At 66.6% G+C, this 15547-nt stretch carries 15 protein-coding genes and 1 tRNA gene; 8 read left to right on the plus strand and 8 right to left on the minus strand.

Annotated features, from left to right (window positions below; all coding sequences use genetic code 11):
- Window positions 1–52 precede the first annotated feature (52 nt).
- Window positions 53–1669: a DegQ family serine endoprotease gene (locus ACWPN8_RS01475; protein ID WP_492239662.1), complete on the minus strand. Its 1617-nt coding sequence runs from the start codon at window positions 1667–1669 to the stop codon at window positions 53–55.
- A 486-nt stretch (window positions 1670–2155) separates the two neighbouring features.
- Here ACWPN8_RS01475 and ACWPN8_RS01480 point away from each other — a divergent pair, with 486 nt between their 5' ends.
- On the plus strand, window positions 2156–3016 hold the full coding sequence (locus tag ACWPN8_RS01480) for a hypothetical protein (protein ID WP_492239663.1): 861 nt from the start codon (window positions 2156–2158) through the stop codon (window positions 3014–3016).
- Window positions 3017–3185: 169 nt separating this feature from the next.
- Window positions 3186–3271 (plus strand) — tRNA-Tyr (locus ACWPN8_RS01485).
- 101 nt (window positions 3272–3372) lie between these two features.
- On the opposite strand, the gene ACWPN8_RS01490 is transcribed toward ACWPN8_RS01485, so the two are convergent.
- From ACWPN8_RS01490 to ACWPN8_RS01500, 3 genes are read right to left on the minus strand one after another with little or no spacing between them, the layout of a single operon-like run.
- Window positions 3373–3939 (minus strand): DUF4865 family protein, encoded by a 567-nt coding sequence (locus tag ACWPN8_RS01490; RefSeq protein WP_492239664.1) that lies wholly within the window; start codon window positions 3937–3939, stop codon window positions 3373–3375.
- Entirely contained in the window at window positions 3936–4370 is a 435-nt protein-coding gene (locus ACWPN8_RS01495) for a cupin domain-containing protein (RefSeq protein ID WP_492239665.1), read from the minus strand. The genes ACWPN8_RS01490 and ACWPN8_RS01495 overlap by 4 nt, the downstream gene beginning before the upstream one ends.
- Window positions 4367–4768 carry a tautomerase family protein gene (locus tag ACWPN8_RS01500; protein ID WP_492239666.1) on the minus strand — a complete coding sequence of 134 codons (402 nt, stop codon included), beginning with the start codon at window positions 4766–4768 and terminating at the stop codon, window positions 4367–4369. Before ACWPN8_RS01500 ends, ACWPN8_RS01495 begins: the two co-directional genes overlap by 4 nt.
- A gap of 109 nt (window positions 4769–4877) precedes the next feature.
- Between ACWPN8_RS01500 and ACWPN8_RS01505 the strand changes: the two genes are divergently transcribed.
- The gene (locus ACWPN8_RS01505) at window positions 4878–5792 is read left to right on the plus strand and encodes a LysR substrate-binding domain-containing protein (RefSeq protein WP_492239667.1); all 915 of its coding nucleotides are present in this window, start codon (window positions 4878–4880) and stop codon (window positions 5790–5792) included.
- An 8-nt stretch (window positions 5793–5800) separates the two neighbouring features.
- On the opposite strand, the gene ACWPN8_RS01510 is transcribed toward ACWPN8_RS01505, so the two are convergent.
- Window positions 5801–7672, minus strand: a complete 1872-nt coding sequence (locus ACWPN8_RS01510) for a PAS-domain containing protein (RefSeq protein WP_492239668.1) — start codon at window positions 7670–7672, stop codon at window positions 5801–5803.
- Between the two features lie 279 nt (window positions 7673–7951).
- Here ACWPN8_RS01510 and ACWPN8_RS01515 point away from each other — a divergent pair, with 279 nt between their 5' ends.
- The 4 genes from ACWPN8_RS01515 (at window position 7952) to ACWPN8_RS01530 (ending at window position 11222) form a co-directional block, all read left to right on the plus strand.
- Window positions 7952–8380, plus strand: coding sequence for a YqaA family protein (locus tag ACWPN8_RS01515; RefSeq protein ID WP_492239669.1), 429 nt, complete (start codon window positions 7952–7954; stop codon window positions 8378–8380).
- A 241-nt stretch (window positions 8381–8621) separates the two neighbouring features.
- A complete protein-coding gene (gene ccoG / locus ACWPN8_RS01520; protein ID WP_247873095.1) occupies window positions 8622–10097 on the plus strand; it encodes a cytochrome c oxidase accessory protein CcoG in 1476 nt (491 codons plus the stop codon).
- Between the two features lie 212 nt (window positions 10098–10309).
- A complete protein-coding gene (locus ACWPN8_RS01525; RefSeq protein ID WP_492239670.1) occupies window positions 10310–10867 on the plus strand; it encodes a hypothetical protein in 558 nt (185 codons plus the stop codon).
- Between the two features lie 184 nt (window positions 10868–11051).
- Entirely contained in the window at window positions 11052–11222 is a 171-nt protein-coding gene (locus tag ACWPN8_RS01530; RefSeq protein ID WP_492239671.1) for a hypothetical protein, read from the plus strand.
- Window positions 11223–11280: 58 nt separating this feature from the next.
- Here the strand turns inward: ACWPN8_RS01530 and ACWPN8_RS01535 are convergent, their stop codons facing one another.
- On the minus strand, window positions 11281–12441 hold the full coding sequence (locus ACWPN8_RS01535; protein WP_492239672.1) for a cytochrome-c peroxidase: 1161 nt from the start codon (window positions 12439–12441) through the stop codon (window positions 11281–11283).
- A gap of 141 nt (window positions 12442–12582) precedes the next feature.
- Window positions 12583–13428, minus strand: a complete 846-nt coding sequence (locus tag ACWPN8_RS01540) for a uroporphyrinogen-III synthase (RefSeq protein ID WP_492239673.1) — start codon at window positions 13426–13428, stop codon at window positions 12583–12585.
- 163 nt (window positions 13429–13591) lie between these two features.
- On the opposite strand from ACWPN8_RS01540, the gene ACWPN8_RS01545 reads away from it, so the two are divergent.
- The gene (locus ACWPN8_RS01545) at window positions 13592–14809 is read left to right on the plus strand and encodes an acyltransferase family protein (protein WP_492239674.1); all 1218 of its coding nucleotides are present in this window, start codon (window positions 13592–13594) and stop codon (window positions 14807–14809) included.
- A 19-nt stretch (window positions 14810–14828) separates the two neighbouring features.
- On the opposite strand, the gene ACWPN8_RS01550 is transcribed toward ACWPN8_RS01545, so the two are convergent.
- Window positions 14829–15449, minus strand: coding sequence for a class I SAM-dependent methyltransferase (locus tag ACWPN8_RS01550; protein WP_109448403.1), 621 nt, complete (start codon window positions 15447–15449; stop codon window positions 14829–14831).
- Between the last annotated feature and the right edge of the window lie 98 nt (window positions 15450–15547).

Genomic DNA, 15547 nt, shown 5'->3' on the forward strand with positions numbered 1-15547 from the left:
GGAAGCGGGGCAGATCCCCGCTTCCGTCCGATATACGGATGCAGAGGCCGGACTACCCCTTCTTGCCACCGGTCTCGGGGACCAGGGGCAGCGGCACATACCGCAGGTCGCCGCCGCGGCTGACCAGCATCAGCAGGGTCTTGCGCCCCTGTTCCTTGGCCTTGGCGATGCGGGTTTCCAGATCGGCGGCGGTCGCCACCGGTTCCTGCCCGGCCTCCACGATGACGTCGCCGAGGTCGAGCCCGCGCTGCGAGGCCGCGCTGTCGCGGTCGACCTCCGTGACCACCAGACCGTCGACATCCTCGCCGATGGCGAAGGTTTCGCGCAGGCCGGGGGTCAGCGGAGCCAGCTTCAGGCCGAGCGCCGACTTGCTCTCCTCCGGCTGGGCGGACCGTGGCGCGCCGCTCGATCCCGACATCGCCAGCTGCTGCGGATCGTCGCGCAGTTCGCCGACGGTGACCTGGATCGACTGCTGCTTGCCGCCGCGCAACAGGGTCATCGGCACGGTGCTGCCGATCTGCGTGGAGGCGACGAGGCGGGGAAGCTGGCGCATCTGCTCCAGCGGGTCGCCGTTGAAGGCGGTGATGACGTCGCCCTGGCGCAGCCCGGCCGAGGCGGCGGGACTGTCGGGCGAGATGCTGGTGACCAGGGCGCCGCCGGCGCCTTCCACGCCCAGGCTTTCGGCGATGTCCGGCGTCACCCGCTGGACCTGGACGCCCAGCCAGCCGCGGCGCACCTTTCCGCCGTCCTTCAACTGGTCGATGATCGGCTTGGCCAGCGAGGATGGGATGGCGAAGCCGATGCCGACCGATCCGCCGGTCGGTGAATAGATCGCGGTGTTGATGCCGATCACGGCGCCGCCGGCGTCATAGAGCGGACCGCCGGAATTGCCACGGTTGATGGCGGCATCGGTCTGCAGATACTCGTCATAGGGGCCCTGCTGGATGTCGCGGGCACGGGCCGACAGGATGCCGGCGGTCACCGAGCCGCCGAGGCCGAAGGGGTTGCCGATGGCGACCACCCAATCGCCGACCTCCACCGTTTCGCTGTCGCCCCAATGGGCGGCGGTCAGCGGCTTGGCGCTCTCGACCTTCAGCAGCGCAAGATCGGTCGGCGCGTCCGACCCCACCAGCTTGGCCGGCAGCTTGGTACCGTCATGCAGGGTGACGGCGATTTCGGCCGCGTCGGAAACGACATGGTTGTTGGTGACGATCAGGCCCGACGGATCGATGATGAAGCCGGAGCCGAGCGCCATGCTGGGCAGCCCTTGCGGACCGCTCCCCTGCGGACCGCCGTTCGGCCCGCTTTCCGGCGAGCCGTTGCCCTGGCCGCCCCTTTGCCGGTTGCGGAACTCACGGAAGAACTGCTCCAGCGGCGAGCCGGGTGGAATGTCCATCCCCTCCGGCAGCCTGCCGCCACCCGCCGAGGGCTGGGGCGCCTGGGTGCTGGAGATGTTGACGACGGTGTCGATCTGCGTGCGGGCAAGGTCGCGGAAGGACGGCGGCGCGTATGTTCTGCTCGCCCCCGGCTGCGCCCCGACGGCGGGCGCGTCCTGGGCTGCGGCCGGCAGCGCCGGCAAAAACACAGCACCGGACAGCAACGCGCACAGCGCCGCGGCCGGAAGGCGTCGGAAGATCGGGTACGAACGCGGCACGGACGCATGCGGCATGGACGGTCTCCGCAGAAAACGGTTGGGCAAACGCCGAAGAGTCGCGACCAACGGCTCTTCAAAAGACCCTGGGCGAGAAACCATTGAATGGCGGGCCCCGGTCGGGTTTGTTCTGAAACTGCAAACACGCAACCCCCCGTCCGGGGTCCATCGCACTTTTCAAAAGTCCGGCGACCGGAAGATGCCGGCGGCGGATTCGTTCCACTCTGGGTTTCGGGCTGCCCGCAGTTTTTAAAACCGCAGGCCTTGCACCAAGCATCGTGCCCAGTTGTGACACCGGATACAAAATCACGATTCCGTGCAAAGTTATGCTGGCATTTTTGAGAAGAGTTTCCGATAGTCATCCATACCGAAAACATCGCCCGCCAGCGTGAAGCCTCGATGCTGCTGACGCACGCGCCCGCGTGGTCCCGCGTCTGAAGCGTGCGGTCCGGGTGGACATGCTGACGAATGACTGAAAATTCACTTTGGCAACCGAGCGATATAATGAACTCAGAAACCGGGAGCGAACCGGAGTCTCCCAAGAAGCGTGGGCGCATTCCTCAGTCGGCGTGGCCCCAAATTCTTGATCGCTACCGCAGCGGTGCAACCCTTTCGGCCATTGCGCGCGAATTCGAATGCACCCCCAGCGCCATCTCCTACATCATCAAGAAGGCGGAGGCCGCGAGCGGCCAGGGCGACGCCGTCTCCGGTGACGCGCAGGACGATGCACAGATCGCCGAGGCCGGCACGTCCGCCACGGCGGACACGGCGGGCGAAGCCGTTGCTCCGGTGACGGCGGCGACCCCGGAGACGCCGGCCGAAACACCGGTGGCCGCTCCTGCCGAACCCGCTCCGGCACCGGCTGCCGAGGCACCTGCCGAACCGCGCCGCGCCGCCGGCCGCACCGGCCGGACCACGCTGACCCGTGCCTCCCGGCCGGAACCGGCTGTCGAACCGGCCCCGGCCGAAGCACCGGCAGCGGCCCCGGCGCCAGCCCCGGCGCCGACGGAAACGCTGCGGCTGAACCGCCCGGACCCTGCCCCAGCGGCCCCGGCGCCCACGCCGGCTCCAGCCGCACCGGTGGCCGCCGCGCCGGAGGCCCCGCGGGCTCCCGGCCAGCCGACCCCACCGGTGGATGCGATCGAAGGCCGCCTGCGCGACACCGCCAAGGCCTGCATCTCCGCCTATCGCGGCTGGCGTCAGCAGCCGAGCGAGGCGACGATCCAGTCCCTGTCCGACACCGTGCATGAACTGCGCAAGGCCTTGGCCCGCGTGGAAATCGACATGTCGGCCAGCCGCCGCGAGGAACAGGCGATCCGCCCGATCCCGATCCCGGCGCATCGGGCTTCGCGCCGCCCGAACTGAGCGGACTTTTGAAAAAGCGGGTTTGAAAAAGCCCCTTTGAAAAGCCTCCGTCCCCCCGTGGGACGGAGGCTTTTTGTTGCCGCATTTGTTGCCGCGCCTCCGCTTGCGTTTTTCGCGCAAAAGGGGCTTGACGCCCCCCTGTCGAAAGGCTACTCCTCCGCACCCCGATGGAAGGGTGGCCGAGTGGTTAAAGGCAGCAGACTGTAAATCTGCCCGCGTTAGCGTACGCTGGTTCGAATCCAGCCCCTTCCACCATCCCTGCGAAATCACTGCCCCGCAGGGTTGCCGCTTGAGGCGGCGACTGTGCTGAAAACTCCCTCCTGGTTACAGCAATCCTGCGCCATCGATGCGCGGATTTATTGTTCGTTCGGCAGCGAGACATGCCCGACGGTGTAAAGTTGCATCGTCTCCGTCATCACAGGCGGCAGCCCGGGCCAGAGCGTGACTTTCGTCATCTTCCACCCCGTCGGATCGAACGCGGCAATGGCGGCCAATGCACCGGCGTCAATCGCCGACTTTGCCTCCGCGATGGCAGTGTCCCGCTGAGAAGCCAGATCCGAATAGGCGGCAATCGCAGCGATGTCGCGGGCCGCGTAAGTCGCGGCTTTCAAATTCCCCGTCAGTTCCGCATGCCAAACCAGCCATGTCTGCACCGACGGCCAGCCGAAATCGCGTGTCAGTGCCGCAAAACCCGGACTGGAAAGAAAGCTGTCGATCCCTTCCGGCTCATCCCACAGGTAGAACGGCGCATAGAGGTTTTCCGCACTGGCAAAGCCGGCGTCCTGCTTTCTTGCCGCGAGATAGGCTTTGAAACACAGCCGTGGAAAACCGTCGAGCAGAGGCCCCTTCTGACGAATGCGGCGGTCGATGATCGCCATGTCGTAATCGGCGGGCAGCACGAAGCTGTATTGCATGGCGATCATTGGGAAATCTCCTCCTGCCCGACGGCTTCCATCCAGTGAACGGCGGTCCCGTCCCGCACCGGCTGGACGCTGACATAGCTGAACGGGCTGGACGGGGCCGCGCCATGCCAGTGGCGTTCGCCGGGTGCGAACCAGACGGCGTCCCCGGCACGGACCTCGACCGCTTCGCCGCCCTCGCGCTGCACGAGGCCGACACCGTCGAGCACGAAAAGAAGCTGTCCGGACGGATGGCTGTGCCAATGGGTCACGACGCCCGGCGGGATGAAGGCGCGCATTGCCGTCATCTCCCCCTCCGTCCGGCTCGACAGCAGCATCTGGACGAGGAAGGCGCCGTTGGCGATCCCTTCGGGCGCGGCAACAATGCCTTCGCCGGCGCGTCGGACGGTCATGGCCGGCGGACAGGACATCTGCATTTCAAAATAGCCGGTCATGACCGGGCCTCCTGCGCCGGCAGTCCGGCCGACACACCGGATGCGAAGGACCAATCCTCGAAGGTCGAATCGGCGATCATGATCATCACGTCTTCCGGCCGTACGCCCGGCGATGCCGCAAGGGTCTCGACCAGCCGCCGGTAAAAGCGTGCCTTGGTTTCCGGCGACCGCAGCTTTCCCGTGGTGATGTGAAAGACGATGAAGTCGTCCGAGCGCGGGCCACCGCGATAGGTCCGGTCGAAGATCAATTCATCCGGTCGGTGCTGATGAATGGCCACGAAGCGGTCATTCTCCGGAACCTCGAAGCAGTCGACCAGCGCACGGTCCAGACTGTCGGAAATGGCCGCGAGATAGGCCGGCGATTTGCCCGCGAGCAAAGAAATCCGTGTGAAGGGCATGGCATGCCGCTCCTGTTTGAGCGATTGACAGCCCCAGTATGGATGGAGATTATCGTCCCGATAATCAGATTATTCTGAATGAATCGTCCTGTTTTGCGGGATTTTGCAAATGCGCCTGACCAACCTCGACATGGATGCGCTGCGCAGTTTCGTCGCCGGCATCGACGCCGGATCCTTCGCCCAGGCCGCCGACCGGCTCGGGCGGTCGACATCGGCGGTCAGCGCCCAGCTCAAGAAGCTGGAGGAACAGGCCGGGACGGCACTTGTGCGCAAGTCGGGTCGCGGCTTGACGCTCACCGACGGCGGCGAGGTGCTGCTCTCCTATGCCCGGCGTCTGTTGAACCTGAATGACGAGGCGATGAGCGCCGTGCGCGGCGCGGGGCTGGAGGGGTGGGTCCGTCTGGGAATCCAGGAGGATTTCGGCGAGACCGTGTTGCCGCAGGTCCTCGGCCGCTTTGCCCGCGCCCACCCCAAGGTCCGGATCGAGGGGCGCATCGCCCGCAACAGCGAGCTGTCCGAGAAAATCGCCTCCGGCCATCTCGATCTGGCCCTGGCATGGGACGACGGCAGTGCATCGGCCACCGAACGGATCGCGTCATTGCCGTTGTGCTGGCTGACCGCGGCGGAGGAGGCGCCGGTCTGGCGGGCCGGCGGGACCGAGCCGTTGCCGCTCGCCGCATTGGAGGCGCCATGCCTGCTGCGCACCATCGCCTGCGACCATCTGGACCGGCATGGGATTGCCTGGCGCATCGCCTTCGTCAGCCCGAGTCTTGGCGGCCTCTGGGCGGCGACGGCGGCGGGGCTCGGCATCGCCCTGAGGACGCCGGTGGGCCGGCCGGCGGCGGTCCGCGTGCTCGATCCCGTCGCCGGCGGCTTGCCGCAACTTCCGTCGCTCGGCCTCCGGCTCTTGCGGTCGGACAGGGGGCCGAACCCGATTGGCGATCATCTTGCCACCATCATCCGGCAGGCTTTGCGCGAAACACTGCCGGCCGGCTGGATGCCGGAAACACCGGACGCCGGCTGACGCCGGCCTCAGAGCGGCAGCGGATCGGCCGGCGTCACCCGCGGGAAGCGCAGCGTGAAGGCGGTCCCCGCCCCCGGCTCGCTCTCCAGCCGCAGCAGCCCGCGCAGGGTGCGCGTGACCAGCGTGTAGACGATGTTCAAGCCCAGCCCGCTGCCGCCGCGGTCGCGGCTGGTGGTGAAGAAGGGCTCGAAGATTTTACCGTGCAGGTCAGCCGGAATGCCGCGCCCGTCGTCGGCATAGACCAGTTCCACCTCCCCACCGGTCGCCGTGACGGTCACGGTCAGCCGGCCGCGGACGCCAGGCTCATAGCCGTGCAGGAGCGAGTTGATGACGAAATTGGTCAGGATCTGGCTGAAAGCGCCGGGGTAGCTGTCGAGCGTCAGACCATCCGGGCAACGCACCTCGACCGAATGCCCGCTGCGGCGGATGCGCATGCCAAGGCTGCGCAGAATCTCGTGGATGTACTGGTTCAGCTCGAAGACGCGGCGTTCCTCGCTGGCCTGATCGACGGCGATCTGCTTGAAGCTCTGGATCAGGCGGGTCGCGTGCTCGATGTTCAGCAGCATCAGCTGCGTCGCCTCGTCGGCGATGTCGATGTAGTCCGCGAAATCGCCGCGCCGCAGGCTGCCGGCTTCAAAGAGATGCCGCAAGGCACGGGTCTTCTCCGCCAACAGCGAGGCGCCGGTCAGGGCAATGCCGACCGGCGTGTTGATCTCGTGCGTCACCCCGGCCACCAGCGATCCCAGGGCCGCCATCTTCTCCGCCTGGATCAGCTGGACCTGCGCCTCCTTCAAATCCTGCAGGGCCCGCTCGGCTTCATCCCTGGCGGCGCGCACCGCCTCGGCCGCATGGACGCTTTCGGTGACGTCGGTGTGGGCGCCGACGATGCGGGCGATCCGGCCGTCATTCCCCGCCACGGCGAGCACGCGGGTTTCCAGGAAGACCGTCTGTCCGGACCGGTGGCGGAAACGCTGGAGCTGGCGGCTTTCCGACCGGCGGCCGGTCGCCAGTTCCTCCACCATCTCCAGCGCTGCATCGCGGTCCTGCGGATGGAGCAGCTCCTCCCAGCGGCGGCGGCTGTTGTCCATTTCCGTTTCGGAATATCCCAGCAGGCCCCACCATTGCGGGGAAAACCACACCTCCCCGCTGTGCAGGTCCCATTGCGAGATGCCCTCTCGCGCCGCCCGGATCGCCTGTTCCAGCAAGTCCCGGCTGGAGGCCAGTTCCCGCTCCGCCTGCTTGCGGCGGGTGATGTCGGTGTAGGTGGTGACGAATCCACCGTCGGGCAGCGGCAGGGTCACCGTCTCGATGATTACGCCGTCGGGCCGGACACGCTCGTTATAGAAGGGCCAGGGCGCCTTGCGGATATGGTGCAGTCGCTGCGCCACCAGATCGTCGACATTGCCGCGGCCGTAGCCGCCCTGTTCGGCGATGTGGCGGACCACCGCCTCGTAAGGCTGGGCGTAGCGCGGGAATCCGGGATCGATGTAGAGCAGCTCCAGCACGCGCCGGTTCCAGGCGACCAGCCGGAGGTCGCGGTCGAAGGCCATCACCCCCTGGCTGAGGCAGTCGAGCACCGAACTGGTCTTCGCCCACGGTCCATGCTCCGCCGGGATGCCGGCAACGGCCGCCTCGACCGCCGTCAGCAGCCACTCGCCCGCCCCGCCGCTCCCCAGCGCCAATGTGACGGCGCTGCCGTCGGGAAGCGCGGACGTCATCGGCCGGCCACGGCGCAGATCGGCCATGGCACCGCCCAGCAGGCTGCCGAACAGACCGTCCAGCGTCGTGTTGCCGGCCACGGCGAACCGGGCCGCGAAGGCGGCATTGGCCCACACCAGACGTTCGTCGGCGTCGAAGCGGGCGAACCCGGTTTCCCCCATGCCCGTGCCTACTCCCTCCGCTCGGTCCACCAGCCACCAAATTTGCGCGAAGACCCCAATTCAAATAGCATTGATTACGGGAATACTCATAAATTCTAACGCAAAAAAAGATTAGTTTCTCGCATTCTTATATCTCTGAAGTTGCCGGGCAAGTGCCATTGCGGGATGCCTCCCGAGAAATCCGGCGGACAGACCTCTTGATTTTGCGCGACCACGAAGCCTAATCCAGCGCCTGTCGTGGGGTGCGACAGTCAAGCCGTTGGCGGGAAAAGGATTTGCATGATGGGGGATGTCGCGGCCTATGGCAGCCTGTTCCTGGTGGCGCTGGTGGCCGCGACGATTTTTCCCGCCCAGTCCGAGCTTCTGCTCGCCGGGCTGCATGCATCCGGCAACTATCACGATGGCCTGCTGATTCTGGTGGCGACCGTCGGAAATGTCGCCGGTTCCACGATCAACTGGGCGCTCGGCCGCTATCTGATGCATTTTCAGGACCGCCGCTGGTTCCCGGTTTCCCGCCCGCTGGTCGAACGGGCGACCGGATGGTACCAGCGTTTCGGCGTCTGGTCGCTGCTGCTGGCGTGGGTACCCGTGATCGGCGATCCGCTGACGCTCGTCGCCGGCATCCTGCGCGTCGACCTGCGCCTCTTTCTGCTGCTGGTCACCGTCGGCAAGCTGGGACGATACGTTGCACTGATTGTTGCAATATAGCACAGTGTAGTAGAAGCATTGTGCGTGATACCGCTGAAATCAGACAACAATGAGCTTGTGAACGGGACGGCCGGCACAGTATTAACGGACCCCGAAACGCGGATCCCTCGAACCGGTGGAAAGCCTCGGACCTGACGGGGCTTTTCGGAATATCGACGTTGTTTGACAGAGGTCAAACGCGCCGCATCGGCGGTCGACTATGCTCCGCGCCAACGTGGAACCGGAAATCAGGCGCATCGACATGCCAGACGGAAGCATCGTTCAGCAGGGCCCCGCCCAACCCGCCAAGGTTCCGCTGTACGAAAACCATAAGACGATTCATCCGAAGGCGGTCAAGGGCCTCTATCGCCGCCTGAAGACCGTCACCTTCTCCGTTCTTCTGGCACTGTTCTTCATCGCTCCCTGGATCCGCTGGGAGCGCGGTCCCGATGCGCCGGCCCAGGCGGTGCTGTTCGACCTGACCACGCCGCGCTTCTTCCTGTTCTGGATCGAGATCTGGCCGCAGGAGATTTACTACCTCACCGGCATCCTGATCGTTGCGGCGCTGGGCCTGTTCCTGGCGACGGCGCTGGCCGGGCGTGTCTGGTGCGGCTTCGCCTGCCCGCACACGGTGTGGACCGACCTGTTCGTGTGGATCGAGCGCGTCTTTGAAGGCGACCGGGCGGAGCGCATCCGCATGGAAAAGCAGCCCTGGACGACGCGCAAGATCCTGCGCAAGGCCGGCAAGCATGCCGGCTGGATAGCGCTCAGCCTCGTCACCGGCTTCGGCTTCCTCGCCTATTTCACCGACGCCCCTGCCCTGCTGCACGATCTGGCCACCTTCCAGGCCAGCTACGAGGCGACATCGTTTTTCGGCATCTTCGTCGGCATGACCTATGTGATGGCCGGCTGGACGCGCGAGCAGATGTGCATGTACATGTGCCCGTGGCCGCGCATCCAGAGCGCGATGCTGGACGAACATTCGCTGGTCGTCACCTATCAGGTCGACCGCGGCGACAACCGCGGCCCGAAGCGCAAATCGCAGAGCTGGGACGAGCGCCGCGCCCAAGGCTTCGGCGACTGCATCGACTGCGGCCAGTGCGTGCAGGTCTGCCCGATGGGCATCGACGTCCGCACCGGCGAGCAGTCGGACTGCATCAACTGCGGCCTGTGCGTCGACGCCTGCGACAGCATCATGATCCAGCAGGGCCTGCCCACTCGCCTGATCGCCTTCGATTCGCTGGCCGCCCAGGATACGCGGGCGTCCGGCAAGAGCTACCAGTGGCGCCTGTTCCGCCCGCGCGTCATCGTCTATGCCCTGATGATGCTGGTCATCGGCGGCGCGATGGCCTGGAGCTTCGCGCTCCGCCCCAGCCTGAGCATCACCGTTCTGCGCGACCGCGCCCCGCTGTTCGTGACGCTGTCCGACGGGTCGATCCGCAACGCCTACACCTTCAAGGTCGCCAACAAGACCCGGCAGAACCGCTCCTACACCCTCAGCGTCGCCGGCCTGAGCACTGCCGACATCAAGGTGATCGGCGAGGCGGGGGATGAGGCAGCCGCCCACACCGCCACCATCTCGGCGGAGCCCGACAGCGTCGCCACCTATCGCGTCTATGTGACGGCCCCGCGCGCGGCACTCACCGCCGCCTCGCTTCCGCTGACCTTCCAACTGTCCGACACCGGCACTGCAGAGAAGAACAGCCGCGACAGCGTCTTCCTCGGCCCCGCCAACTGACGGTCGCCAGCACCTTGGCATGAGCGCGAAAGGCGGTGGCCGTCGGAACGGCCTACCGCCTTTCGCTTTTCTGCGCAAAGGGGGGACGCCCGCATGGACAGTTTGCGCGGGCACCCGAGCCACTCACCTGACTCAAGCGAACGCAGGCTGGGCTACGGCGACACCGTGCCGCCCGGCAGCGTGGTGACGGGTGGCAGCGAGGTGAAGGTCCCATGCTTTTTGATTTCGAACCATCGGGCATCAACGACACCTACCTGCGCCTGACACGCAACGGGTTGTCCTGCATCGTTGCGCCGGCCGGGGCATGGAACGGGCTTGTCCGGGTGAATTACATCGTGGCCGGCGCCCCCGGCAGCAGCGAGCCCTACATGATCTTCCGCAGCCTGGATGTCGGCTGGGACGATGGCCGCTTCTGCTGGAAGGGGCGCGCGGCGCCGGTGATGACCAGCTCGGCCATGGTCGACATCCTGCTGGATCGCGGAATGGTGACCGAGGCGGAGGCGGAACGGCTGCTGTTCGGCATCAACACGCCGGCGGCCGGCGCCACGTCCGACGAGTCGCTGATGATCCGCGCCCTGCTCGCCGGCTGCAGCTTCACCCCCGTCTACGACCAGCAGCCGCTCAGCAGCGAACCGCCGGCGGTCGCCGGCTTCGCCATGCGTACCCTGTCCGATCCCGGCGCCTTCATGCTGGAGGCCCGCAACGGCATCCCCGTTCTGGACAGCGAGGCGCGCGACGCTCTGCGCCGGCTGGTCGGCGTGGCGATGTGACGCCCTGCCCCTCCGTCTTTGGTCGAAGATCGCGGCGAATAGGACCGATTCCCCGCCCAATGGCGTAGGGACTAGACCTTCGGGCGATAGAAACTGTCACAGTGCCAGGACATTCTTATCGCAACTGCTCACAGGAGCCATGCTGCCGCCGACTTAAACCCTTTGCGAGAGAGTCCGACCAGCCATGAACGCCAGACTGTCCAACCGCTGCACCTCCCTGTTCGACCGTGCCCGCGCCGCTTGGCTCAGCCAGCCGCTGGCCCGCAAGCTGGCCTCCCGCAAGGCAACCGGGCGCCCCCGGATGTCGATGGAACTGCTGGACCTGGAACTCTTCCGCATCGACATCGGCCATTGAGGGAGGCCACTGAGGGCCGCCATTGAAGGCTGCCGTCCGGCCCCATTCGGTGACTGCGCTATTTCAGCAGATGCTCGTACCGCGCATCGGTCAGCGTCTTAATGAAGGCGACCAGCGCCTTGACGCGGCGGGTATCCAGGGCGGGCGCCGATTCCAGTTCCTTTGACGACAGGTTCGCCGCCACCTCCGGCGGTCCCCACGGCTTGCCCGTCTCCGGGTTGAGCGCGGCCTTTTCCGTCCGGTTGTTGTAGTGGTCGTAGAAGCGGACCACGGTTTCCAGATCCTTGAACACCCCGTTGTGCATGTAGGGGCCGGTCACCGCGACGTTGCGCAGGGTCGGCGTCTTGAATTTCCCCTCATAGGCGGCTTTGGCCGCCGCCGGATTGTCGTGCAGCCCGCGGTCGGCGAAGTCCGGTTTGCCGGTGGCGTCGCGCAGGGCGGGATTGGCCGGCACGCCGATGTTGTGGTGTTCGTAATTGGTGAAGGTCTCTCCCACGGCAGCCGGCATCGGCTTCAGCTTGTGGCACTGGTTGCAGTTGGTGAACTGGGTGGAGAAGAACAGGGTCATCCCCAGATCCTCCTCCGCTGTCATCTTGTACTCGCCGCGCAGGGAACGGTCGTATTTCGAATCGAAGGGCGCGAAGCGCTCGGTCTTCTCGAAGGCGGCAATGCTGTCGCTCATCGCGTCATAGGCGCGCTCGGCGTCGTCCAGCACACCGGCACCGTAGAGCGCCACGAAGGCGCGGGCATAGTCGGGATTCTCCGCCAGCCGGGCGCGCGCCTGCTCCTTGGACACCAGCCCCATCTCCGCCGGGTTCAGCGGCGGACCGCCGGCCTGATCCTTCAGGGTGGCTGCACGGCCGTCCCAGAACTGCCCGCCGACCGCCTTGCCGTCGGGCTTGATGTGGAAAGACGGCGTGAAGGCGGCATAGCTCGCCGTCGGCGCGTTGCGGTCGCCCACCGATTTGCCGTTGTCCCCGACCGACGCCGCCCCGCCCGCCCCGCCGGTGCGCGGATCGGCGAAGCCGAAATCCGGGTTGTGGCAGTCGGCGCAAGATTGGGTGCGGTTGGCCGACAGGGCCGTTTCGGAAAACAGCGCTTCCCCCAGCTTTTCCTTGTTTGAGAGATCGGCAGCGAGCGCCGTCCCGCCCCCCGAGAGACCGGCCGACAAGAGCGCCAGCGCCAACGCACGGGGAACGGAAAGAGAGGGGATGGACATGATGACGCTCCTGGCAACGGCCGCTGACTGAGGCCGACACTGAGCGTCAAAGATTAAACGAGAGTGAGAATTGTTATCAATTGACCTGCGCAGAAGAGGGGTGGGGCGAAAGGTCGCTGACCACCACAGGCCCCGGCCCGATCAAGCCGGCCCGTTTCCCTCCCCCTCCGTCAGCAGCCGCCGGATGGCGTTGACCAGCGGCTTCATATGGAAGGTCGATTCGGGAGAAACCGCAACGGTTCCGCCGGCCGCCTCCACCGCCTCGGCCACCACCGGACCGACGGCGGCGATGCGCGTCCTGGCGAAGCCCTGGCGGAAGGCGTCGCCAAGGCCGCAGGCCTCCGCCACCTCGTGCAGGCGCCGCACCTGGGGGAGGCGGTGAAGGCGACGAAGTCGATGCGCCCCTCCGCCATGTCGCGGATCGCCGCCTGGACGGCGCCGGTCTCCGAATCGTTGGCGTAGCGGTAGGGGGTGACGGCCACTGGCTGGCCGCCCCGCGCGCGCACCGCCTCCAGCAGCGGTTCGTTCGGGTTGTCGGGATAGAGCTGGATACCGACGCGGCGACCGGACAGAATCCTCCTCCCCCAGCATGGCGATGACGCCGTCGGTGGTCGGGGCCGGGGCGGATTTGTAGGGGGCGCAACCGATCTCGCGGAGCGCCTTCACCGGCTTCGGGCCACGGACGAAGACCCGCGCGTGGCCGATGGCGGCGATCACCTCGGCCTCGCGCTCCATGGCGCGGGCGACGGTCATCAGCCGCCGCAACCCTTCGCCGGTCAGCAGGACGATGTCGTCGAACCCCTCGGTCAGCAGCCGATCCAGCCACGACCGTGCCGGTGCCGGATCGTCGAGGTCGAGGATTTTCACCATCGGGCAGCGGATCGTCTCGGCCCCATGCTGTTCCATCATGCCGGCAAACAGGTCGAGGTCCCGGCTTTCCGGCACCAGAATCCGCTTCCCCGCCAGATCGCCGCTCTGTCCGGCCATGGTCCCGCTCCCGTGATCGCCTGTGTGGTGACGCCGAGACTAACAGCAGGCGGCGGGCGCGGTCACGCGGGATGGAGCGGTGGCCCCAGCCGGAGACCGGCGAACGGCCTTGACAAGCGATCCGCAGGTATCTCCCCATCACGCAGCCCCACGAGGGCTGCGCATGATGACCCGGAACGACGCTATGGCCTTCTCCCCGCTCCTGGCGGTTTTCCTCTTCGCGGTGGCGATCTGCGCGTCCTGGGCCATTCTGCGCCTCGTTCCCCGTCCGCTTCGCCCGCGGGTCTGCACCGAAGGCCAATATGGTGGCCGCTATGCCGCCATCGACGGGATGCGCGGGCTGCTGGCCTATGCCGTGTTCATCCATCACGGCATCATCACCTGGCAGTATCTCCACACCGGCCTTTGGGCGCTGCCGCCTTCCAGGCTTTACATCCAGATGGGACAGGCCAGCGTGGCGCTGTTCTTCATGGTCACGGCTTTCCTGTTCTGGGACAAGCTGCTGAAGACAGGGCCGGGCATGGATTGGCCCGGCTTCGTATCGTCCCGCATTTACCGCGTCTATCCGGTCTATGCCGTCGCCGTGCTGCTGGTCGCGGTGCTGGCGCTGGCTTCGACGGGCTTCGAACTCAAAACCGGTCCGCTCGACCTGCTGCGCCGGCTGGTTGGCTGGGCGACCTTCAAGGCGCCGCCGATCAACGGCCTGGAGAATACCGGGCAGATCGTCGCCTATGCCACCTGGTCCCTACCCTACGAGCTGCTGTTCTACGCGGCACTGCCCGCAGTCGCCTTCCTGGTCACGCCGGCCCGCCGGCTGCGGCCGGCCCTCGTCTCGGTCGCGGCGACGCTGATCCTTCTGCTCTATTTCCGCAATTTCAGCCTTGCGGTGCTGGAGTGCTTCCTGGGCGGCATCGCCGCCGCCTATGCGATCCGCCGGCCCGGCCTCGCCCGGTTCGCGCGGTCGGACCGCGGTCTGGCGGTGGCGCTCGCCGGCCTGTCGGCGGCTGTGGCAGGCTTCGACACCGCCTATGCGCCGCTCCCCGTGCTGGGGCTCGGCCTGTTCTTCATCGCCGTTGCCGCCGGTCAGAATTTTCGCGGAGCCCTGACCTGTCAGCCGATCCTCTGGCTGGGAGACATCAGCTATGGCGTTTATCTGCTGCACGGGATCGTGATCTGGACAGCGATCACCGCCAACGCGCCCGTCCGTGCCCTTGTCGGGGAGGATGCAGGGCTCTACACGCTGGCGCTGGCGGGGGCAGGAATCCTCGTCGTGGCAGTCGCCAGCCTCGTCCATCTGGCGATCGAGCGGCCGGCGATCATGGCCGGCCGGCGGAGCCGCGCCCTGCGTCGGAACGACCGTGCCGAGCGCGTCCCAGCCTGACCATCGCGGCCGTCACACACTAGCCACGCCGGCAGTGCAGCAGGCTGAACAGCCCGAAGGGTGGCAGGGTGCGGATGCTCTCCACCGCCAGCCGCGACCCGGTCATCATCGCATCGAGCGTGAAATCCGGCCGCCAGCCCAGCTTCTTCGACAGGGGCGACAGCCACCCCTCCACCGCGCGGCGGACACCGGCTTCGGGCGCAGCGAAGTGGTTGACGATCACGATGTCGCCGCCGGGTTTGCAGACGCGCTCCAGCTCCGCCATCGTGCCCTGGGGGTCGGGGACGACGGTCATCACATACATGGCGACCACCACGTCGAAACTGCCGTCGGCGAAGGCCAGCTTGCCGGCATCCATCTCCAGCAGCCCCTCTACATGGTCGAGCTTCTCGCGCGCCACCCGGTCCTGCGCCACCTTCAGCATGTCGGTGGACAGGTCGATGCCGACGACGCGGTTGTCCTTGCGGTAATCGGACAGCGACAGGCCGGTGCCGACGCCGACCTCCAGGATGCGCAGACCGCCGCGACGGTTCAGCCACTCCACCGCCGCATGCCGGCCCGATGCCAGAAGCACCCCGAACACGCGGTCGTAGAAGCCGGCATAGCGGCGATAAGCGGCGCGAATGGATTCGGCGTCCATGATCCTGTCCCCCCGTTTCGATCCCGTTGCCGGCAGGTGCGGCAAGGTCAAGTCCAAGCCGTCGGCGGCGCACCATAGCCGGCTTTCGTGCATCATGA

It is taken from the genome of Azospirillum sp. UENF 112521 (assembly GCF_058780665.1).

What these genes read in the sequence shown, in the direction of transcription:
- ACWPN8_RS01475 (WP_492239662.1), bottom strand. Translation starts at nt 1,669, where the DNA reads ATGCCGCATGCGTCCGTGCCGCGTTCGTACCCGATCTTCCGACGCCTT.
- ACWPN8_RS01480 (WP_492239663.1), top strand. Translation starts at nt 2,156, where the DNA reads ATGAACTCAGAAACCGGGAGCGAACCGGAGTCTCCCAAGAAGCGTGGG.
- ACWPN8_RS01490 (WP_492239664.1), bottom strand. Translation starts at nt 3,939, where the DNA reads ATGATCGCCATGCAATACAGCTTCGTGCTGCCCGCCGATTACGACATG.
- ACWPN8_RS01495 (WP_492239665.1), bottom strand. Translation starts at nt 4,370, where the DNA reads ATGACCGGCTATTTTGAAATGCAGATGTCCTGTCCGCCGGCCATGACC.
- ACWPN8_RS01500 (WP_492239666.1), bottom strand. Translation starts at nt 4,768, where the DNA reads ATGCCCTTCACACGGATTTCTTTGCTCGCGGGCAAATCGCCGGCCTAT.
- ACWPN8_RS01505 (WP_492239667.1), top strand. Translation starts at nt 4,878, where the DNA reads ATGCGCCTGACCAACCTCGACATGGATGCGCTGCGCAGTTTCGTCGCC.
- ACWPN8_RS01510 (WP_492239668.1), bottom strand. Translation starts at nt 7,672, where the DNA reads ATGGGGGAAACCGGGTTCGCCCGCTTCGACGCCGACGAACGTCTGGTG.
- ACWPN8_RS01515 (WP_492239669.1), top strand. Translation starts at nt 7,952, where the DNA reads ATGATGGGGGATGTCGCGGCCTATGGCAGCCTGTTCCTGGTGGCGCTG.
- ccoG (WP_247873095.1), top strand. Translation starts at nt 8,622, where the DNA reads ATGCCAGACGGAAGCATCGTTCAGCAGGGCCCCGCCCAACCCGCCAAG.
- ACWPN8_RS01525 (WP_492239670.1), top strand. Translation starts at nt 10,310, where the DNA reads ATGCTTTTTGATTTCGAACCATCGGGCATCAACGACACCTACCTGCGC.
- ACWPN8_RS01530 (WP_492239671.1), top strand. Translation starts at nt 11,052, where the DNA reads ATGAACGCCAGACTGTCCAACCGCTGCACCTCCCTGTTCGACCGTGCC.
- ACWPN8_RS01535 (WP_492239672.1), bottom strand. Translation starts at nt 12,441, where the DNA reads ATGTCCATCCCCTCTCTTTCCGTTCCCCGTGCGTTGGCGCTGGCGCTC.
- ACWPN8_RS01540 (WP_492239673.1), bottom strand. Translation starts at nt 13,428, where the DNA reads ATGGCCGGACAGAGCGGCGATCTGGCGGGGAAGCGGATTCTGGTGCCG.
- ACWPN8_RS01545 (WP_492239674.1), top strand. Translation starts at nt 13,592, where the DNA reads ATGATGACCCGGAACGACGCTATGGCCTTCTCCCCGCTCCTGGCGGTT.
- ACWPN8_RS01550 (WP_109448403.1), bottom strand. Translation starts at nt 15,449, where the DNA reads ATGGACGCCGAATCCATTCGCGCCGCTTATCGCCGCTATGCCGGCTTC.